General features: G+C 44.3%; 17 protein-coding genes. 10 read left to right on the top strand and 7 right to left on the bottom strand.

The window, feature by feature from the left end:
• Positions 1 to 41 precede the first annotated feature (41 nt).
• From PCC7418_RS06090 to PCC7418_RS06075, 4 genes are all read right to left on the bottom strand, one after another.
• Complete coding sequence (locus PCC7418_RS06090; RefSeq protein WP_015225306.1) at positions 42 to 416, bottom strand: hypothetical protein; 375 nt, start codon at positions 414 to 416, stop codon at positions 42 to 44.
• Between the two features lie 73 nt (positions 417 to 489).
• Positions 490 to 2,010: a sodium:solute symporter gene (locus PCC7418_RS06085; protein ID WP_015225305.1), complete on the bottom strand. Its 1,521-nt coding sequence runs from the start codon at positions 2,008 to 2,010 to the stop codon at positions 490 to 492.
• Between the two features lie 52 nt (positions 2,011 to 2,062).
• A complete protein-coding gene (locus PCC7418_RS06080; RefSeq protein ID WP_015225304.1) occupies positions 2,063 to 2,422 on the bottom strand; it encodes a type II toxin-antitoxin system PemK/MazF family toxin in 360 nt (119 codons plus the stop codon).
• Complete coding sequence (locus PCC7418_RS06075) at positions 2,419 to 2,691, bottom strand: CopG family ribbon-helix-helix protein (RefSeq protein ID WP_015225303.1); 273 nt, start codon at positions 2,689 to 2,691, stop codon at positions 2,419 to 2,421. The genes PCC7418_RS06080 and PCC7418_RS06075 overlap by 4 nt, the downstream gene beginning before the upstream one ends.
• A 563-nt stretch (positions 2,692 to 3,254) precedes the next feature.
• Between PCC7418_RS06075 and PCC7418_RS06070 the strand changes: the two genes are divergently transcribed.
• The 3 genes from PCC7418_RS06070 to PCC7418_RS06060 all read left to right on the top strand — a co-directional run bounded on the left by PCC7418_RS06070 (position 3,255) and on the right by PCC7418_RS06060 (position 5,802).
• Positions 3,255 to 4,049 carry a PspA/IM30 family protein gene (locus tag PCC7418_RS06070; RefSeq protein ID WP_015225302.1) on the top strand — a complete coding sequence of 265 codons (795 nt, stop codon included), beginning with the start codon at positions 3,255 to 3,257 and terminating at the stop codon, positions 4,047 to 4,049.
• A gap of 120 nt (positions 4,050 to 4,169) precedes the next feature.
• Positions 4,170 to 4,493 carry a co-chaperone YbbN gene (locus tag PCC7418_RS06065; protein ID WP_015225301.1) on the top strand — a complete coding sequence of 108 codons (324 nt, stop codon included), beginning with the start codon at positions 4,170 to 4,172 and terminating at the stop codon, positions 4,491 to 4,493.
• A gap of 133 nt (positions 4,494 to 4,626) precedes the next feature.
• On the top strand, positions 4,627 to 5,802 hold the full coding sequence (locus tag PCC7418_RS06060) for an LL-diaminopimelate aminotransferase (protein ID WP_015225300.1): 1,176 nt from the start codon (positions 4,627 to 4,629) through the stop codon (positions 5,800 to 5,802).
• Positions 5,803 to 5,814: 12 nt separating this feature from the next.
• On the opposite strand, the gene PCC7418_RS06055 is transcribed toward PCC7418_RS06060, so the two are convergent.
• A complete protein-coding gene (locus tag PCC7418_RS06055; protein WP_015225299.1) occupies positions 5,815 to 6,495 on the bottom strand; it encodes a dinitrogenase iron-molybdenum cofactor biosynthesis protein in 681 nt (226 codons plus the stop codon).
• A gap of 555 nt (positions 6,496 to 7,050) precedes the next feature.
• Here PCC7418_RS06055 and PCC7418_RS19750 point away from each other — a divergent pair.
• The 4 genes from PCC7418_RS19750 (at position 7,051) to PCC7418_RS06040 (ending at position 11,543) form a co-directional block, all read left to right on the top strand.
• Entirely contained in the window at positions 7,051 to 7,203 is a 153-nt protein-coding gene (locus PCC7418_RS19750; RefSeq protein ID WP_015225298.1) for a molybdenum-pterin-binding domain-containing protein, read from the top strand.
• Positions 7,204 to 7,681: 478 nt separating this feature from the next.
• A complete protein-coding gene (locus PCC7418_RS06050; RefSeq protein ID WP_015225297.1) occupies positions 7,682 to 9,289 on the top strand; it encodes a helix-turn-helix domain-containing protein in 1,608 nt (535 codons plus the stop codon).
• 268 nt (positions 9,290 to 9,557) lie between these two features.
• Positions 9,558 to 10,583 (top strand): ABC transporter ATP-binding protein, encoded by a 1,026-nt coding sequence (locus PCC7418_RS06045; protein ID WP_015225296.1) that lies wholly within the window; start codon positions 9,558 to 9,560, stop codon positions 10,581 to 10,583.
• Positions 10,584 to 10,664: 81 nt separating this feature from the next.
• Entirely contained in the window at positions 10,665 to 11,543 is an 879-nt protein-coding gene (locus tag PCC7418_RS06040) for an ABC transporter permease (protein ID WP_015225295.1), read from the top strand.
• Positions 11,544 to 11,779: 236 nt separating this feature from the next.
• Here the strand turns inward: PCC7418_RS06040 and PCC7418_RS06035 are convergent, their stop codons facing one another.
• Positions 11,780 to 12,451 carry a class I SAM-dependent methyltransferase gene (locus PCC7418_RS06035; protein WP_015225294.1) on the bottom strand — a complete coding sequence of 224 codons (672 nt, stop codon included), beginning with the start codon at positions 12,449 to 12,451 and terminating at the stop codon, positions 11,780 to 11,782.
• A gap of 300 nt (positions 12,452 to 12,751) precedes the next feature.
• Here PCC7418_RS06035 and nblB point away from each other — a divergent pair, with 300 nt between their 5' ends.
• Together nblB and PCC7418_RS06025 are read left to right on the top strand one after the other, a co-directional pair.
• Entirely contained in the window at positions 12,752 to 13,426 is a 675-nt protein-coding gene (nblB, locus tag PCC7418_RS06030) for a phycobilisome degradation protein NblB (protein WP_015225293.1), read from the top strand.
• An 87-nt stretch (positions 13,427 to 13,513) separates the two neighbouring features.
• Positions 13,514 to 14,074 (top strand): hypothetical protein, encoded by a 561-nt coding sequence (locus PCC7418_RS06025; RefSeq protein ID WP_015225292.1) that lies wholly within the window; start codon positions 13,514 to 13,516, stop codon positions 14,072 to 14,074.
• Here PCC7418_RS06025 and typA read toward each other — a convergent pair.
• Positions 14,071 to 15,864 carry a translational GTPase TypA gene (gene typA, locus PCC7418_RS06020; RefSeq protein ID WP_015225291.1) on the bottom strand — a complete coding sequence of 598 codons (1,794 nt, stop codon included), beginning with the start codon at positions 15,862 to 15,864 and terminating at the stop codon, positions 14,071 to 14,073. The genes PCC7418_RS06025 and typA overlap by 4 nt on opposite strands.
• Positions 15,865 to 16,377: 513 nt before the next feature.
• On the opposite strand from typA, the gene glgA reads away from it, so the two are divergent.
• The gene (glgA, locus tag PCC7418_RS06015; protein ID WP_015225290.1) at positions 16,378 to 17,835 is read left to right on the top strand and encodes a glycogen synthase GlgA; all 1,458 of its coding nucleotides are present in this window, start codon (positions 16,378 to 16,380) and stop codon (positions 17,833 to 17,835) included.
• Positions 17,836 to 17,856 lie beyond the last annotated feature (21 nt).

Here is a 17,856-nt window from a genome sequence, read left to right as displayed (position 1 = left end):
GTTTTCAGCTAACCACTTAATTATAGGGGAGTGTCAACATATTATTCTTGTTGGGATTGTCGTCCTAATTCATAAACCCCAAATGCCATACAGGCTAAAATCCCCATACTAATTGCCCAACTGCGTCCTAAGCTCATCTCCACACCATAGTTACACAAGCCACCAAGGGCAAGAAAGGGAAAAATACTAAACACTGACGCATAAAAAGCATTTTGGGATTCTCTGGCTTCACGGGTGCGCTCAAATTCTTGCACAGACAAATATAAAGATCGTTCCGCAAAATTAAACCAACGCATTAACTGGGTCATCAACCATTCTCGGAGGGAGGAAAGGCTAAGATAAAGGGCAAACGCCCACAGGCTAAGTCCGGCGATGGTGGTTGGATCAATATTGATCGGAGGGAGCATCTCAAGCATAGTTCAGGGAAATTATTAGTAACATCAATTCGCATTGTTTTACGAATTTTAACAAAAATTGATAAGGCAGCGATTATTCCTCTAAACCAGGACGACTCATTGGTTGATTGTTTCCTGAGATCTGAGTCCAGAGGGTCAGACCTTGGATTGATCGCGGTGGTGGAATCGAACCAAACAAAGAAATACCAGAACCGAGAATCACCGCAATCGGCGCAGTAATCGCAGAGCGCCAAATCCCAGGAAAAGTTAACCAGCCCGCTTCTGAAGCAATAATCATGAAAATAACCGCAGTAACCGTCCCATAAAACGCACCATTGGCATTAACCCGAGGCAACAGAACTCCCATCAAGAAAATCCCCAATAAGGGTCCTAAAAAAATCGTGGTATAGGTGACAAGAAACGGTAATAAATCTTTTCCTGTAGAAGCCACATAAAATGCTGATAAGATTCCAAGAATCCCCCAAATCATAATTAAGAGTTGCGCCACCCTCAGCGATTTTGATTCATTTTCCTCTCGAAGGAAATAGCGGTCATAAAAATCCACGGTCATACAAGTCGCTAAAGAATGCAAAGCCGAGTCAATCGAAGACATCGCTGCTGCAAAAATGGCTGCTACTAAAAACCCCGATGCACCCACTGGTACTTGATTCACAATGAAATAGGGCAAAATTTTATCCCCTGCAATTTCTTCTGATAACCCACCATTCAAGGAATAGAAACCAAATAAAATCACACCGAGAAGAAGCGTCGCTGCCATCCCCAAAAAGCCAGAAAACCAGCCAAATAAAATCGCTTTCCGCGCTGAGGGTAAATCGGAACAGGAAACGTACCGTTGCACCGATTGTTGATTCGTGCCAGCAACTGCAAAAGCAAGAATCCCGTAAGCAAAAAGAGCCGTGGGGAGAGAATAGATTGAAGCAGGGTCCCAAGACAGATTAAACATTTTTAACTTGTCCGCTTCACCTGCTGCTTGCAGTAATGTCCCGAAGCCACCGTCAACCCCAGAAACCGCAGCCCAAATCCCCGCGCCTAAACCGACAAAAATCATGGCAAATTGCAAGACATCGGTCCAGACCACAGCCGTAATTCCGCCCGTGACCGTGTAGAGAATTGAAATTACTCCAACCAGCGCGATCGCAGGATAGAGGGGAATCCCTGTTACTGTTGAAACCACTAGAGAAGCCCCATAAAGTAATGCTCCTAAACGAGCAATTACGAATAAGAGAAAGCACAGTGACCCCAAAGAGCGGGTTTTAGCATCGAAGCGTTGTTCTAAATATTCATAAGCAGTGGTTAAATTCAGATTGACGAAAAAGGGCAAAAATAAAGCAATCACTAAGCCGTAGCCAATTAAATCTCCTAATTGCAGTTGTAAATAGAGAAAGCCGTGACCATACCCTTGTCCGGGTCCTCCGAGTAGGGATGCAGCAGAAAAAGAAGTGGCAATAATCGAAAAACCAATTGCCCACCACGGGAGTTGACGACCGCCCCGAAAATATTCATTGGTGTTATTTTGTTTACGACTTGCCATCACACCAATCCCGATGACAATTAGGGCATAAATGCCCACAATACTCCAATCAATAATACCCATTGAAAATTAACACTCCTCAGTATTGGAATCATAAAAAATCGAGCGCGATCGTTCAAAATAATCCCACTGCAATTTTGATGGCAGCTTGGATTTTACTTAAAGAATCTTCACTAATGATTCCATAGGGACTTTGTTCTAGATAACGTTTAGCAATTGTTGTAATCAGATCGCACATAGCGATTGAATCAGCTTCTAATCCTCCTTCTCCTCTTTTTAACAGAGGACGACAGGGGTTGCTGTGAGTCGAAGAAATATCAGAAGAAAAGGGAACAACCAAAACAGTAGAACTATACTGATTGCGGAGATCAATAGAAACTACCACAACAGGACGCTTTTTCGTATCTCCAGACTGGCGCAGCGCCTTACTTAAATAGACTTCCCCTTGACGGGGAAATTGGGAAAAAGGAGTCATTTTTCTAAGGATGTATCACTCTCTTCCCAAGCCATCATTGCTGTTTCTTGTGTTTGATCCGCCCAGAGAGATTCTTCTTCAATATCTCTTTGAGAACGGTTTTCGTAAAACGATCGCAGTTGGTTTTCAATCTGTTGTTTTCGCCAAAGACGTAATGCTTCCTCCACCGCAGCCGAACGATTATTGCTGAAGCGATCCACTTCTTGGAGCAAGGACATATCAATGGAAACAGTGATGCGTTGTTTTGGAGAAGACGGAGGAGAAGACATTGTGTTAATTCTTACTTTGAGTAAGAACAATCATCATACTTTTAGCCTTATTTTAGCAAGGAGGCTAATATAGTGCTGACACTTTTGCCTGATCAGGCTGGTCTGTCTCCAGTTCTCGAAAAACTGCAAGGGAATTGCTCGATCAAAGTATCAAAACTTTGCACTTTCTGGGAAAAGTTAAGAATTTTTCTGACCTTCCTTCTTCACGATTGCCTGTTGCCTTAAACCAGAATGGCTGTCTCACACCTGATTCCTGACTGCTATATCACCCAATCCAACAGGAGGGATCATTAACAGGTGATATTAATACGGAAAAATTTTGTATCATAACCCAAAAACCGAACCATTCAATCAAGGGTTGTGGTGTTTTCTGAATCGAGGCTCAGTGTCTTACCATAGAAGCAGTAGAAACGACAGATGGCAACTTTTAATCGCGTCAACATCTTATCATCCTCGGATCAGGTGTCAGCGCATCAATTTTCTTCAATAACGGTTTAAGATTGCTCGCCGTTAGCTGCTATTAACATTAACAGTCGTAAATTGCTCAAAGGATAAATCGCATTATGGGACTATTTGATCGCATTAGCCGGGTTGTACGCGCCAACGTTAATGATCTTGTCAGTAAAGCTGAAGATCCAGAAAAAATGTTGGAACAAGCCCTGGTGGATATGAATGAAGACTTGGTGCAACTCCGCCAAGCTGTTGCCAAAGCCATTGCTGCTGAACGTCGCAGTCGTAAACAATACGAGGAGCAACAGTCAGAAGCCAACAAATGGCAACAAAGGGCACAACTGGCTCTGGGTAAAGGACAAGAAGACCTCGCCCGACAAGCACTGCAACGGAAAAAATCTGCTGCAGATGCTGCTGCTGCACTCAAACCCCAAGTAGATCAACAAAAATCACAAGTTGATACCCTGAAAAAATCCCTCATCGCCCTGGAAAGCAAAATCTCGGAAGCCAAAACGAAAAAAGAAATGCTTGGGGCTCGCATGAAAGCAGCCAAAGCCAACCAGCAACTGCAAGACCAAGTAGGCAACTTGAATAATAATAGTGCCATGGGTGCGTTTGAGCGCATGGAAGAAAAAGTTATGGAAATGGAAGCCTCTGGACAAGCAGCAGCAGAACTCGCTGGTGGTGGTGGCGGTATTGAAGACCAGTTTGCCCAACTTGAATCGGGTAGTGACGTTGATGATGAACTCGCTGCGATGAAAGCGCAATTGTCTGGATCTTCGCAAAATCAGCAAGCATTACCAGAAGGGGAACAACAAACCAGTAGTAGCAGCCAAAATCAAGAAGCAGTTAGCGATAGTGAAATGGATGCTGAGTTAGAAGCACTACGGAAACAATTAGATGGTTAATCGCTAGTGCTGATTAGCGATACCATTGAATCTAGACAATGAGGGGAAAAGTCGGATCTTCTAACTTTTTACCCCTCTCTTTTGTGGATAGTGTCTTAGACTACAGAAAAAATTTTATTTATGAGTAACTTAATTTCAACAACCGATTCTCAAATTACTGAAGAAATTGCTCAAGCAGGTCAACCTGTGCTTTTATATTTCTGGGCAGATTGGTGCGGTCCGTGTCGCCTTGTTTCTCCTTCTGTGGAAGCGATAGCCAATGAATATAGTGACCAGTTGAAAGTTCTGAAACTGGAAGTTGATCCCAACCCAGAAGCCGTGAAAACTTACCAAGTGGAAGGCGTTCCCGCCCTGAGATTAATTCAAAATGGGGATATTCAATGGTCTCATGAGGGAGCAATTACCAAAGATAAGTTAAAAGGCAACATTGACCAGCATCTTTAGGAATGAGGGGGAGTTGGAGGTGAATTATTTTAAGGTCAGAAGTGTTACTTCCTCGGTAAGGATGGGGAGAGGGGGAGACAAGGTGAGAGGGAGAACCAAGAACAAAGAACCAAGAACAAAGAACGAATAACCAATGATAAAATTTGCTCAACGCCTCCAACCCTTACGTCGCAATGTTTTTGCTGATATGGATTCGGCAAAAGCAAGAGCCAAAGCTGCGGGTAAAGAGATTATTGATCTCTCTTTGGGTTCATCTGATTTACCCGCAGGGGATCATGTGTTGGAAGCGATTAAGACTTCGGTTGATGATCCCAGTACCCATGGTTACGCGCTGTTTCATAGTACCCAACCCTTTCGGGAAGCGGTTGCAAGTTGGTTTGAAAATAAATACGGGGTTGCCGTTGACCCAGAAACGGAAGTGCTCACTCTGATTGGGTGTCAGGAAGGGACAGCCCATTTACCGCTAGCTTTGCTCGATCCAGGGGATATCGCTCTCTTACAAGACCCCAGCTATCCTTCCCATTCTGGAGGCATTCATTTGGCAGGGGGCGAGATTTATTGGTTACCAACGCTGGCGGAAAATCAGTTTTTACCTATATTTGATGATATTCCAGCAGAGGTGCGGGAAAAAGCCCAGATGATGGTACTGAGTTATCCCCATAATCCCACCACTGCCCTCGCCCCTTTATCCTTTTTTGAGGAAGCCGTACAGTTTTGTAAAGAAAATACGATCGCGCTGGTTCATGATTTTCCCTATGGCGATATGGTCTTTTCTGGCTCTCCTCCAGCCCCATCTGTGCTACAAGCCGATCGCGCCAAAGAAATTTCTATTGAGTTTTTTACCTTTTCTAAATCCTACAATATGGGCGGATTCCGTATTGCCTTTGCGGTTGGCAATCGAGATCTGATTCTCGGTTTGCGACAAGTGAAAGCTGTCATTGATTTTAATCAGTATCGCGGGATTTTAAATGGCGCGATCGCTGCCTTGACCGGTCCCCAAGAAAGCATCCAGAAAACCGTTGATACCTTTGAACACCGCAGAGACGTTTTTGTCAAGGCGTTAAATGATATCGGTTGGGACGTTCCCACCCCCGCAGCAACTCTGTATTTATGGGCAAAACTGCCTGCATCTTGGCAAGGAAATTCTATGGACTTTGGCACGCAACTCGTAGAAGCCACAGGGGTCGCCGTTGCCCCTGGTTCGGGCTTTGGTCAAGCCGGAGAAGGCTATGTCCGTATGGCATTAGTTCGGGATGCTGCCAAACTAGAAGCAGCAGCAGCCAAAATTGCAGAATTCCTCGGTCATTAAGATCTCAGGGGTTCAATTCACTGCGGAGGAAAAGGACGGTTTGACCTGCAATCCTAGGGCTTTTGCTAACCAAGGCGGTGGAGAGGTGGCAAGCACTTGTTGTAATTGTGCTAAGTGGTCTCTTGCCAAACCGCCCTGTTCTTTCTTCATGGGGTAAATATTGGCTTGGATCACTTTCGCTGCTGCTGGTCCGCCAATAGCCACCATATAGACGATCGCGCAATCTCGAATTAAATTCACCCGAAATTCCGTTTTATCTTTTGCCCAATCGGCATCAATGGTCGATCTCACATCAATCAGTCGCATTTCATCCACAGCAAGCTGATAAATTAAATAGCGATGACATGATCCAAAATGTCCATCCAGTTCTTCGCCGGTGTTGGAGGCGACCGCAATTTTCACCGATTGCGGTAAATCCCCTGCTTCAGGAATCGGTAAATTCTCATCGGTTTCTCCCCACAACAGGTGCAGGGCTTCTTTGAGGGTGGCGCGATTGGTATTAGTGCCATCAACCGAGGTTAAACATTGCTGCAATTCCGTGATCGTCAATTGATTGAGAGCGGTTTCTGTCACTTCATCATTGAAATGAGTTTGCAAGGCTGTAATTAAGTCTGGAAGAGAAATTTGAGGTAAAAGTTTCGACGCGAGAGCAATTCTGAGGGCAACTTCATTAGAAATAGGAGGTGTTTGCATAATAAGCTCCTGTCAGCATATATAGCAGTTATACCAACGCCAGATTACAGGTCAAAAATTTGAGACTAACATTAAATTGATCAAGAGGTACTCATGAGGGTTAAATCTTTCTCAGATCAGGGAGATAAATTTTTTTCAGTGCAGGGGACGAGTATTTGATCATGAGCCTACGGGAAAGCGAGGACTCATCAGTCGTTCCTGAGTGCAATTTTGCAAAAAATACAAGTCATTTTAGCCATTAATACTCATCCTAGCCCCCCAAAATACTCGCCCTTCTCTGCTTAGCGCCTATTTTTCTCCCGTGAATTGAGAGGTCTGAGAGTTGAGTACATCCTTAATTAATCCAATTAATTCTAACTGTGCTCTGAGCCTCAACTGCCATCAGAGAACATGATATAACAATCATTAAACCGCCTAAGTTGATTGAAATTCCATCTCCATGATTTTTTCTTAAAAATTGAATGATACCAGAATGGTGTCAGGATGATACTGATTCGGTATGAGATGCTAATTAATTAATAGCGATTGATGCCCAATTGATGTCATTTAAATGCCATGAAAAGATTTACTTTAAGATTAACAGAAGCAGAATATATCAAGCTCAAAAATTATTGTGATGAACTCCATATCTCCATGAACGATGTGGTTCGGCAACTGATTCGGGAGTGGACTCCCACCTCACAAACGAGTCATCACGAGCATTCCTAAAATCAAAAATTGAAATTAGCAGAGATTGCCCTATTTTTAGCTGTCTCCTTCCAGATTAAGCCAGTTTGATTCAATTCACTGTCAATCACTCAGGGTTACCTACGAATAACGCGATGAAGTTGCTAATAATAATATAAAAAAGTCTAAAGAATACTTAAAAAGCGATAAAAACTAACAGATTTAACAAAATTGTCAGCGAATATCGAGCAATATTTATAGGAAAAGGAAGAGCAATAAGTCAACTCGAAAGTCTCAGCAAGGTAAAAAGCAACATCCAAAATGTAGAAAACAATACAGTTTGATTATGTCATGCTTTGTTGACCAACGGTCAAAGCAAGCACCTTCTGTAAAAGCAGGTGTTGTTTCTGAATCTAAATAGTAGTTGGCATGAGAAAAAACTATTATTTATTCTGTTGAACTTTGAGAGATCTAGTCTAGCGTTGTCTGTGTAAAAATCGTCTGAGAGAAGGAAGTTGCTATGTCTTACACCATTCCTAAAACCTGTACTCATTGCGGTATCTGTTTGCCTGAATGTCCCACGGGAGCGATTCAAATTGATGGCAAAGCCGAGTATTGGGTGGAACCCGCCTTATGTAACCACTGCGAGGATAATAATCAAGAGCCATTATGTGTGAGTAGTTGTCCAGAGCATTTACCGCTCCCCTTACCCTCCAAAAAGGGAAGATATAAAGCCGAACCCCAACCCTTGAATACTCACAGTCTTTTTGCCAATGGTCAAACCAATCCCATGGCAACAGCAATGGTAATCTGGGAAGCCTGTAATATTCTCGCGAAAGGGTCAGCCGTTGCTTGGGAAACGGATAAAGAGGATCAACTGTATTTTCAACGTTCCGTGAAACAAGGTAAAGGTAAGATTGACTTTTGGCTAACCAACGACCTGGTTGCGGATGATCCCACAATTCTTAGCTCAATTGAAGCGACACCAACTGTGGAAGCAATGGATTTGCGGGCAGCTTGTTTGCATTTGATTTTTGCTGCTTATGCTGTCGCGATCGAGCGACCTTGGGAACAAGAATTCACCATTGATCATAAGGAAATTGAAACTTATTTAGGATTAGACAAACGCAAAGACCTCAATAAAGCCACTAAACTGAGCCTGATTAAATCCCTTGTTCAACAACCCTGTCAACTGCTTACTGCCATTGATTGGCCGCGACAGGGAAAAATTCCCTCGTTTTCGGTGGCAAAAGATCGGATTTGGCATCTGATGGACATTGAAAATTACTTTCAGGAAGATTCCCAAGGCTATAAACATTTAGTGGGAATGACATTTAAGATTAAAGCTGGTGCTTGGGCAGAGTATTTTCTCAATAAACAGGGGTATAAAAAATCTGTTGCCTTTTATCAGTATGGGACATTACCCAAGTTTATGCTATCGGCAGTGATGACAAATTGGCATCAACACGAAGGGGCAGTGCGGATGATGCTGTGGCTGTTATTTAAAGCGAAAATGGGTCGAGAACAACGCATTACTGTACCGAAATTAATGTATGTTGCCTATGGCGAGGATAAAGTGAAAGAGGCAACCTTCAGCCGAGAGCCCCGCAAGCGCTTAATCCGCAAATTTGAGAGTGACCTAGAATCGCTGAATGAATATGGTATCAAACCCGTTTTTGATCCTGTGACCTATCCGACCAATATTCAGCCATTGTGGGCAAGATTAGGGGAAATTCCCGATGATGCAGATGAAGCGATGGACTTTTGGATTAATGATGCTTGTAACGAGACGCGAATCACTGATGCTGCCCCCCGAGGGAAATGGAATTTGCTGATGAAGGCGCGGATTCTGAAGTTTGAATTGCCCCCAGAATGGGATGAACAACTCTCTCATTGGGAAAACAAGAAACAACAAAAAACCCGTCCTAAACATCGTAAGCAGAAGGCATTTCCCTTAAGTGCAGAACAAATTGCTAATGCCAGAAAACGGCTCGGGCTCAGTCAAAGAAAGTTAGCGGAATATCTTGATAAAAGTCAAAGCTGGATTCGAGATTTAGAGAATGGTCGGTTTTCTGCCAAGTTGAATGATCGGATTAAGTTGCAAAAAATCTTACAAATTGAGGCTTAATCGGTTAAAGTGATTCCCCCTCTCCCTGAAGCAATCGATCTCGCGATCGCGCTGTTGATCCACCGCGAAGATAAACGATTGCTATAATGTCCGTGACCCCTGTAATACGAGACCGCATCCCTAGGCTCTCCAAAAAGTCTCTCGTGGGTGTCAACTCGTTCCCTCTGCTAACTGCCTCTTTCGGTAATGGCAGATGACTTGTCAGAAAAGAGACAGGGGTGGGGGAAAACTGAAACTTAACCATCTCTATAAAATCATAAGAATTTTTATGAAACCTGCTGTTTCCATCAAACACTTAAAAAAATCCTATGGTGACGTAGCAGCAGTTAAAGACGTTACCTTTACGGTTCAACCTGGAGAAATTTTTGGTTTACTCGGTCCTAATGGGGCTGGAAAAACAACCACGATTCGCTGTTTATGTACCTTAACCAAACCCGATGCAGGGTGTGTGGAAGTTGGCGGTGTCTCTAGTGTCGAACAACCGAAAGCTGCTAGACGCAAACTCGGTTATGTGGCGCAAGAGGTCGCTTTAGATAAGGTTCTCACTGGACGGGAATTATTACAACTCCAAGCCAGTCTCTATCACCTTCCGAAATCGGTAGCCAATGAGCGCATTGATCAATTAGTCAGAATTTTAGGCTTAGAAGACTACGCTCACCAAAAGACTGGAAAATATTCGGGGGGTATCAAAAAACGTCTGGATCTCGCTGCGGGGTTACTCCATCAACCGGATGTGTTAGTTTTGGATGAACCAACTGTGGGGCTAGACATTGAAAGTCGTTTTGTGGTCTGGGATTTTCTGCGGAAGTTACGAGACGCTGGAACAACCGTCCTGATTACCAGTCACTATCTCGAAGAAGTGGATGCCCTTGCCGATCGCGTTGCGATTATTGATCAAGGAACAGTCATTGCGGATGGCGCTCCCAATGAGTTAAAAGATCGCTTAGGCGGCGATCGCGTGACCCTCCGCATCCGAGAATTTACACCGCCAGAAGAAGCAGAAAAAGCCAAAGCACAGCTTTCTCATCTGGATTTTGTCAAAGAAATTATTGTTAACCCAGCCCAAGGGAATTCTCTAAACTTAGTGGTAGAAGCACAAAGTAATCCCATTGGTACGATTGAAAAAACGCTTTCTGAGTTAGGCTTACCCACTTTTGGCGTTTCTCAATCTCGTCCCAGTTTAGATGATGTCTATTTAGCTGCAACGGGACGCACCTTGATGGATGCAGAAATGGCTGCAGCGAGCAGTCGCGATCTCAAAGCGGAGAAAAAACAGGCGATGAAGGGGGGTTAGTTAATTAGTCATTAGTCATTAGTCATTAGTCATTCGTTAGAGATGTTCATAATTAAAGATAACGAAGAGGAGATTAGATTTATGAGTCAAAGTGTCAGTCCATTATCCCCGAATTCTGTAATTAATCAGAAAGAGGAGAGTAAAGAAAATCCTGTTGCGGAGTTTTTCCAAGAAACGGGCGCGTTAACCAAACGTCTGTTTATTCAACTCCAACGTCGCCCTTCTACCCTCATGGCGGGAATTATTCAACCGTTGATGTGGTTAATTCTCTTTGGGGCGTTATTTCAATATGCGCCAGAAGGATTATTGGGAGAAGGGTTAAGTTATGGTCAGTTTCTTGCGCCAGGGGTGATTGTGTTTACTGCCTTTTCTGGGGCGTTAAACGCAGGTTTACCCGTCATGTTTGACCGCGAGTTTGGCTTTCTCAATCGTCTGTTGGTTGCGCCCTTGAGTTCTCGTTTTTCGATTGTGGCAGCTTCCACGATTTATATTATTAGTCTCAGCTTCTTACAAACGGCTGCGATTGTGGGGTTAAGTGCCGTAGTGGGGGCTGGTTTGCCTGGTGTTGCTGGCTTAAGCGCGATCGCGCTGATTGTTTTCTTAATTGTCGCAGGTGTCACCGCCCTGAGTCTCGGGTTAGCCTTTGCGCTACCTGGTCATGTGGAATTAATTGCTGTCATTTTTGTAACTAATTTGCCTTTACTCTTTGCCAGTACCGCCCTTGCGCCGTTAAACTTCATGGCAGATTGGTTAAAAGTGGTTGCAACCGTGAATCCTCTCACTTACGCGATCGAGCCCATTCGCTATATTTATCTCAATGCGGAATGGAGTCTGAGTAGTACCGTTTTAGAAACCCCTTGGCTCAATCTTTCTTTCGGTACAATGCTTTTGGCACTCTTCGCATTTGATCTTGTCATTTTACTGCTGATTCAACCGTTACTGCGTCGCCGTTTTGCATAACCAAGGTTGGGCTTGCACTCAACAATCACCCGCCAAGTAGGTTGGGTGGAAGGGAGTGAAACCCAACACTAATTAGGTTTCGTTGGGTTACGACTTACTCTAACCCAACCTACTGTCTGTTCCTATGTCCCAAGACTGGAGGACTTTCCCGCAATTCTTTTTCAATTTCAGGTTTATAAAGTCCAGCAACCTTGAGTGGGATGATTTCCCGTATCCTCCATTACTGAAAAATCACTCTAGCAAACTTGCAGAGCCCAGTAGTGTGCACCTTCTTCGGTAATATAAGGAGCATCCTTCAAGTGTTCGAGCAATTTAACCTTACCATCGGCTTGCAGTTGATCAACCACTTCTTGGAAGTTTGTCGAGTTGTAATAACTCTTGCGGGTGCTAACCACAATTAAACCGCCTTGGCGAGTAAAGCGAATCATTTCATTGAGAGATTCTGGGGGAACATGACCGAGAGTGAACACGCCACAAGCTAAACTCGCATCGTATTCATTATCCTCGTACTGTTCAATTTTGACGTTCATGTCAATGCTACCGAGAAGTTCTTCGTAGCTATTGGTTTTCTTCGCTACTTCAATCATTTGATCGGAAAGGTCAAACCCATCAATATGTTTATAGCCCATTTCTTTAAGAATTGGACCAATCAAACCTGTTCCACAACCCGCATCCAATACTTTGGAATTGGCGCGAGAGGTTTTAGGGTCATGGGCTTCCCGAATCCGATCATAAAATTCTGAAATCGTCCGTGGACCTGCGTAGGCTTCGCTAGACACATCTGCGTCATAGGCTTCAGCCCAGTCATCATAATAGGTTTGCAGTTGGTCAGCATCACCATCGAGACCATGTGCACCTTTAATTGCGTCCCAACCTTGGGCTTCTTTGGGATTAGAAGTCTGAGTCATAATAATTCAATTCCTATTTTCAACAACATTCGCTGCCTAATTCAGGCAATCGAGTAACTCTTTGCATCATACGTTCCTCAGGGCAAACCGTCAAATTTCTATCTGCTTTAATCAGTGATCCTGAATCGCTAAAACAGCTAGAGGATAGGACGATCGCGCTCCTAATCCTAATAAAAATCAATTCGTTAAGAGCAATGTCAATTTCTTCTAACAAAGGGAACTTTTCTGAGACAATTTAAGCCAGTTACCCCACCTCTCTCAGTTGAGAGACCTTCATATATCAATCATCATTTAATAACCATGGATATCACACCTGAATCTGTTGCAACCCTGCTTAACTCCGAAGATTACGGCGATCGCTTAACAGGGATTAACCAGTTACGACAACTCGATCCTGCTGAGGCGTTTCCCCTGATTCAACCGTTGATTAATGATACAAATGTCCGTGTGCGCTATGCTGCAGTGAGTCAGATGAGTAGTTTGGGGGCTGTGGATCGTCAGCAGGCTTTAATTTTACTGCGCGATCGGCTTCGTAATGAGTCGGAAGCAGATGTGCAAGCTGCTGCTGCGGATGCGTTGGGAGGCTTAAAATTAACGGAAGCCCTTGATGATTTAATCGAGTTATATCACCACACGGAAGAATGGCTGGTGGAGTTTAGTGTCATTGCTTGTTTAGGCGAAATGGGTGATCCACGCAGTTTTGATGTGCTAACAGAGGCGTTACAGTCAGAGAATAATTTAGTAAAAACCGTTGCCATTGGCTCTCTTGGGGAATTAGGAGATCAACGAGCGGTCGAAGTGTTAGAGCCGTTTGTGAGTGATGAAGATTGGCAAGCGCGATCGCGCCTCGTCCAAGCCTTGAGTCGTCTCGGTGGTGATAAAGCTCAAAGTCTCCTGCAACAACTCGCTCAAGATGAGGTGGAACAGGTAGCAGAAGAAGCAAAAACAGCACTGAATACATCTACCCAAAGATAGAAAACAATCACTCGAATAGGCGATGGCAAAGGACTGTTCCTGATGAGACGATCAGAATAGAGAACGTCTCATTAGGAGGTTCTAGTCATGTTAAATCGTTTTTTTGTACTCGGTAGCCTGATTGGAGCAACAACGCTATTTGCACCCGTAACAACTGCTAATGTAGCAGCAGAAACGTTAATCGCCCAACGCGATAACCGTTATATTGTTGCCACCAGTGCCCAAAATGGAACGCTATACCTAAACACCGATAAACGCTACTCCTATAACTTAGAAGTAACACGCGGTGGTCGGTTTGCTGGCTTAAACTTGCCCGCAGGTTCAATCATTCGCGGTCAATATGTTCCCGATGAAGGGGGGTTACGCTATGTAGCAAACTCAGTTGTAGTTAATGGACGCACCTACAATCTTAATGGCTCTTCTGGAGTCTTAAACCCCGTTAAAGACCCCCGTGATACCTCTGGGGCTGCGGTTGGTGAAGATGCTGCGATCGGTGCGGGTGCTGGCTTGGTACTCAGTGAAATCTTCGGCGATGCTGATCTTGGTGCAGCCGTGGGTGGTGCAGCAGCAGGGGCAGCAACCGGGAATGTCACGGCTGATCGTGTCGTTGTTGTTGAACCCGATCAACCGATTACCCTTTACAACTAACGCTGTTTCGCCAGTTTCTTGGACATTTTCCGCAAACGCACTGACTCAGGAGTTACTTCTACCAGTTCATCAGAACTGATGTACTCCAGCGCCCGTTCTAAACTCATTTCAGCAGGAGCTTGTAACTGTACCAGTTCATCCCCCGTAGAAGAACGCATATTGGTCAGTTGCTTCGCTTTGCAAACGTTTAATTCCAAGTCTTGGGGGCGGGTATTTTCGCCCACAATCATGCCCTTATAGACTTTTGTGCCAGGGGAGATAAAGAAGACCCCGCGATCTTCTGCGTTTTTCAGGGCGTAGAACGTTGCTGTTCCTTCTTCAAACGCAATAAGAACGCCATTCCGTCGCGTTTCTAAGTTACCCACTTGCGGACGATACTCTAAGAAACTATGGTTCATCAAGCCTTCACCACGGGTTAAGCGCAGGAACTCACTGCGGAAACCAATTAAACCTCGTGCGGGAATAACAAACTCTGCTTGGGTACGATTTCCTGCGGTTGCTTGCATATTCTGCATTTCGCCCTTACGTTCCCCTAAGCGTTCGATACAACTTCCTACTGCATCTTCAGGAACATCTAGGATCAAATATTCAAAGGGTTCGCAAAGTTGCCCATTGACTTCGCGATAAATCACCTGTGGCTGAGAGACTTGGAACTCATAGCCTTCTCGGCGCATATTTTCAATTAAAATCCCTAAATGGAGTTCTCCCCGACCAGAAACGAGGAACTTATCGGGGGAATCGGTTTCTTCGACCCGAAGCGCAACATTGGTTTCTAACTCCTTGTAAAGCCGATCGCGCACTTGTCGGGAGGTGACAAATTTTCCTTCTCGTCCTGCAAACGGCGAGTCATTAATCGAAAAGGTCATCTGTAACGTGGGTTCATCCACTTTAATCAAGGGGAGGGGTTGCGGTTCATTGGGACAAGTAATGGTTTCCCCAATATTGGCATCACTAAAACCAGCCACAGCAACAATCTGACCTGCACTGGCTTCAGGGATTTCCACTCGTTGCAAGCCTTCAAAGCCCATTAACTTAGAGACTTTGGTTTTTACCAGTTGATCCCCTTCTTTGGCTAATGCTGCTTCTTGTCCCGCCCGAATGACCCCATTATGAACGCGACCAATAACAATCCGTCCGAGGTATTCAGAATAATCTAAAGTGGTCACTTGTAATTGTAGAGGCTTGTCTGCATCCCCTGCGGGTGGGGGAACATGACCTAAAATCGCTTCAAATAAGGGCTCCATGTTGACTCCCTCTTCTTCAATGGTATTTTTGGCAAACCCACTGAGACCCGAAGCGTAGAGAGTAATGAAGTCACATTGATCATCATCTGCACCCAATTCCACAAATAAATCAAAGACTTTATCCACTGCTAAATCAGGGTCAACATTGGGGCGGTCAATTTTATTAACGACGACAATCGGACGTAACCCTTTTTCTAATGCCTTTTTCAACACAAAGCGAGTTTGTGGCATCGGTCCTTCATTGGCATCAACAATCAGGATACAACCATCAACCATTCCTAACACCCGTTCCACTTCGCCACCGAAGTCCGCGTGGCCTGGAGTATCGACAATATTAATCAGCGTCTCGTTGTAGCGCAGTGCTGTATTTTTGGAGAGAATGGTAATACCGCGTTCCCTTTCTAAGGCGTTGGAGTCCATAACGCAGGTGGGAACTTCTTCTCCTTCGCGGAAAACGCCAGATTGTTGGAGGAGAGCGTCCACAAGGGTGGTTTTGCCGTGGTCAACGTGAGCGATAATGGCAACGTTGCGAATGGAAAGCGTCATGGGTTAACTCCTAGTAGGTAAATTATTGTACATTTTTTGACTTAGCTTTACTTTTTAGTGGAAAGGGAAATGGGTCTTAGCCATTTCCCTTTCCTAAACGGCTTGCTTTCGCCAATCTGATTTCTCAGTAAAGTGTGCCTCGACAAACTTCTAATCGCTTTTTACATCTGTAACACGACCTTATAAAGCATCGGTACTTAGTTTAATTACAGACCACAGTAGCTAACGGCTGGCGTTCACCGAAAGGTGTGATCACGAAAAGAAGGTAGGTAGCCTTGTGTTTTAGGACTTATACCTGAGTCTGCACGCTCGTACCTTTCTAGGTCAACAAAAATCGAGCTATGTCAATTAATGTCTAGCTTTTAACGAGCGGAATTACCTAAAGATTTCTTAATAATTTTAGCGTAATGTTACGCTTTTCGGAATGGGTGCAGAAACCTTTTTTCGCTATGTACGAAATCCCTAGTTCATACTAAACTCAGCGAAGAACCATTGCCAAGGAAGATTAAGCTGATGAAAATCTTATTTGTTGCTGCCGAAGCTGCCCCCATTGCCAAAGTTGGCGGAATGGGAGATGTTGTGGGAACGCTGACCCCCATTCTCCGCAAAATGGGTCATGATGTGAGAATTTTAATGCCCTATTATGGCTTTCTCCCCGATAAGCTGGAAATTCCAGAGAAACCAGTTTGGCAGGGAAGTGCGATGTTTCAAACCTTTGATATTTTAGAGACACTTCTCCCTGGAACTGATGTTCCACTCTATTTGTTAGGACACGCTGCGTTTGCGCCCCGTCGCATTTATCAAGGGGATGATGAACCGTGGCGGTTTACCTTTTTTGCCAATGGGGCTGCTCAGTTTGCTTTGAACTATTGGCAGCCAGAGGTCATGCACTGTCATGATTGGCACACGGGGATGATTCCGGTGTGGATGTATCAAACCCCTGAAATTAAAACGGTCTTTACGATTCATAATTTAGCGTATCAGGGACCTGCGCGATCGCAGATTGAAGAAATGGCTTGGTGTCCGCCTTATATGCAGGAACATAATGTGATGGCGGGGGCGATCCAATTTGCGGATTGTGTAAATACGGTTTCGCCGACGTATGCCAAACAGATCCAAACTCCTGAATATGGGGAAGGCTTAAATGATCTTCTCGCGTTGAAAAAAGATAAAATTGTCGGCATTGTCAACGGAATTGATCTTGAGCAGTACAATCCAGAAACCGATCCCAACTTAGATCAACCCTTCTCTTTAGAAAAAATTGACGATCGCGCTGCCAATAAAATTGCCCTGCAAGAACAAGTCGGTTTAGAAATCAACAGTGGCGCGTTTTTAGTCGGTATGGTGACACGGTTGGTGGAACAAAAGGGATTAGATTTAGTCTTAGCGATTCTAGAACAGTATTTAAATTACACGGGCGATCAATTTTTAGTGTTAGGCACAGGAGAAGAACGCTATGAAACTCAACTCCGTGCTTTAGCGGATCGGTTTCCAGGGCGGATGTCCGTGCAACTCCTATACAATGATGGACTGGCGCGACGGATCTACGCTGGAAGTGATGCCTTTTTAATGCCCTCACGGTTTGAACCCTGTGGCATTAGTCAAATGATGGCGATGCGTTATGGTTGTGTTCCCATTGTCCGTCGCACAGGTGGCTTAGTGGATACAGTTTCTCATCATAATCCCATTGAACAAACTGGAACTGGATTTTGTTTTAGTGTTTATGAATCCTTAGACTTATATACAGCCCTGATTCGTGCTTCAGAAAGTTATCTCTATCGCGAACCGTGGCGCAACCTGCAAGAACGAGGAATGAAACAAAATTTCAGTTGGCAGCGATCGGCTCAAAAATATGTTCAACTCTATGAGGATATTTTAACCCCTACTGCTGATGGGGAAACCCTTAAATCCACTGCTTCTCCAGAATCAACGACAGTGATTGCTCCAACATCTCAAATTGAATTAACTTGAGGGGAGTTCGGGAGAGAAGTC

The organism is Halothece sp. PCC 7418, assembly GCF_000317635.1.
Lineage (GTDB): Bacteria > Cyanobacteriota > Cyanobacteriia > Cyanobacteriales > Rubidibacteraceae > Halothece.
Note: the sequence above shows the minus strand (reverse complement) of the source record. Positions and strands in the feature narration are given on the sequence as shown.

Excerpts from the sequence above, each read along its gene's own strand:
- PCC7418_RS06080 (WP_015225304.1), bottom strand. The coding sequence starts at position 2,422 with ATGACTCCTTTTTCCCAATTTCCCCGTCAAGGGGAAGTCTATTTAAGT.
- PCC7418_RS06050 (WP_015225297.1), top strand. The coding sequence starts at position 7,682 with ATGTCTTACACCATTCCTAAAACCTGTACTCATTGCGGTATCTGTTTG.
- PCC7418_RS06040 (WP_015225295.1), top strand. The coding sequence starts at position 10,665 with ATGAGTCAAAGTGTCAGTCCATTATCCCCGAATTCTGTAATTAATCAG.
- PCC7418_RS06025 (WP_015225292.1), top strand. The coding sequence starts at position 13,514 with ATGTTAAATCGTTTTTTTGTACTCGGTAGCCTGATTGGAGCAACAACG.
- PCC7418_RS06070 (WP_015225302.1), top strand. The coding sequence starts at position 3,255 with ATGGGACTATTTGATCGCATTAGCCGGGTTGTACGCGCCAACGTTAAT.
- PCC7418_RS06060 (WP_015225300.1), top strand. The coding sequence starts at position 4,627 with ATGATAAAATTTGCTCAACGCCTCCAACCCTTACGTCGCAATGTTTTT.
- nblB (WP_015225293.1), top strand. The coding sequence starts at position 12,752 with ATGGATATCACACCTGAATCTGTTGCAACCCTGCTTAACTCCGAAGAT.
- glgA (WP_015225290.1), top strand. The coding sequence starts at position 16,378 with ATGAAAATCTTATTTGTTGCTGCCGAAGCTGCCCCCATTGCCAAAGTT.
- PCC7418_RS06045 (WP_015225296.1), top strand. The coding sequence starts at position 9,558 with ATGAAACCTGCTGTTTCCATCAAACACTTAAAAAAATCCTATGGTGAC.
- PCC7418_RS06090 (WP_015225306.1), bottom strand. The coding sequence starts at position 416 with ATGCTTGAGATGCTCCCTCCGATCAATATTGATCCAACCACCATCGCC.
- PCC7418_RS06035 (WP_015225294.1), bottom strand. The coding sequence starts at position 12,451 with ATGACTCAGACTTCTAATCCCAAAGAAGCCCAAGGTTGGGACGCAATT.
- typA (WP_015225291.1), bottom strand. The coding sequence starts at position 15,864 with ATGACGCTTTCCATTCGCAACGTTGCCATTATCGCTCACGTTGACCAC.
- PCC7418_RS06085 (WP_015225305.1), bottom strand. The coding sequence starts at position 2,010 with ATGGGTATTATTGATTGGAGTATTGTGGGCATTTATGCCCTAATTGTC.
- PCC7418_RS06055 (WP_015225299.1), bottom strand. The coding sequence starts at position 6,495 with ATGCAAACACCTCCTATTTCTAATGAAGTTGCCCTCAGAATTGCTCTC.
- PCC7418_RS06075 (WP_015225303.1), bottom strand. The coding sequence starts at position 2,691 with ATGTCTTCTCCTCCGTCTTCTCCAAAACAACGCATCACTGTTTCCATT.
- PCC7418_RS19750 (WP_015225298.1), top strand. The coding sequence starts at position 7,051 with ATGAAAAGATTTACTTTAAGATTAACAGAAGCAGAATATATCAAGCTC.
- PCC7418_RS06065 (WP_015225301.1), top strand. The coding sequence starts at position 4,170 with ATGAGTAACTTAATTTCAACAACCGATTCTCAAATTACTGAAGAAATT.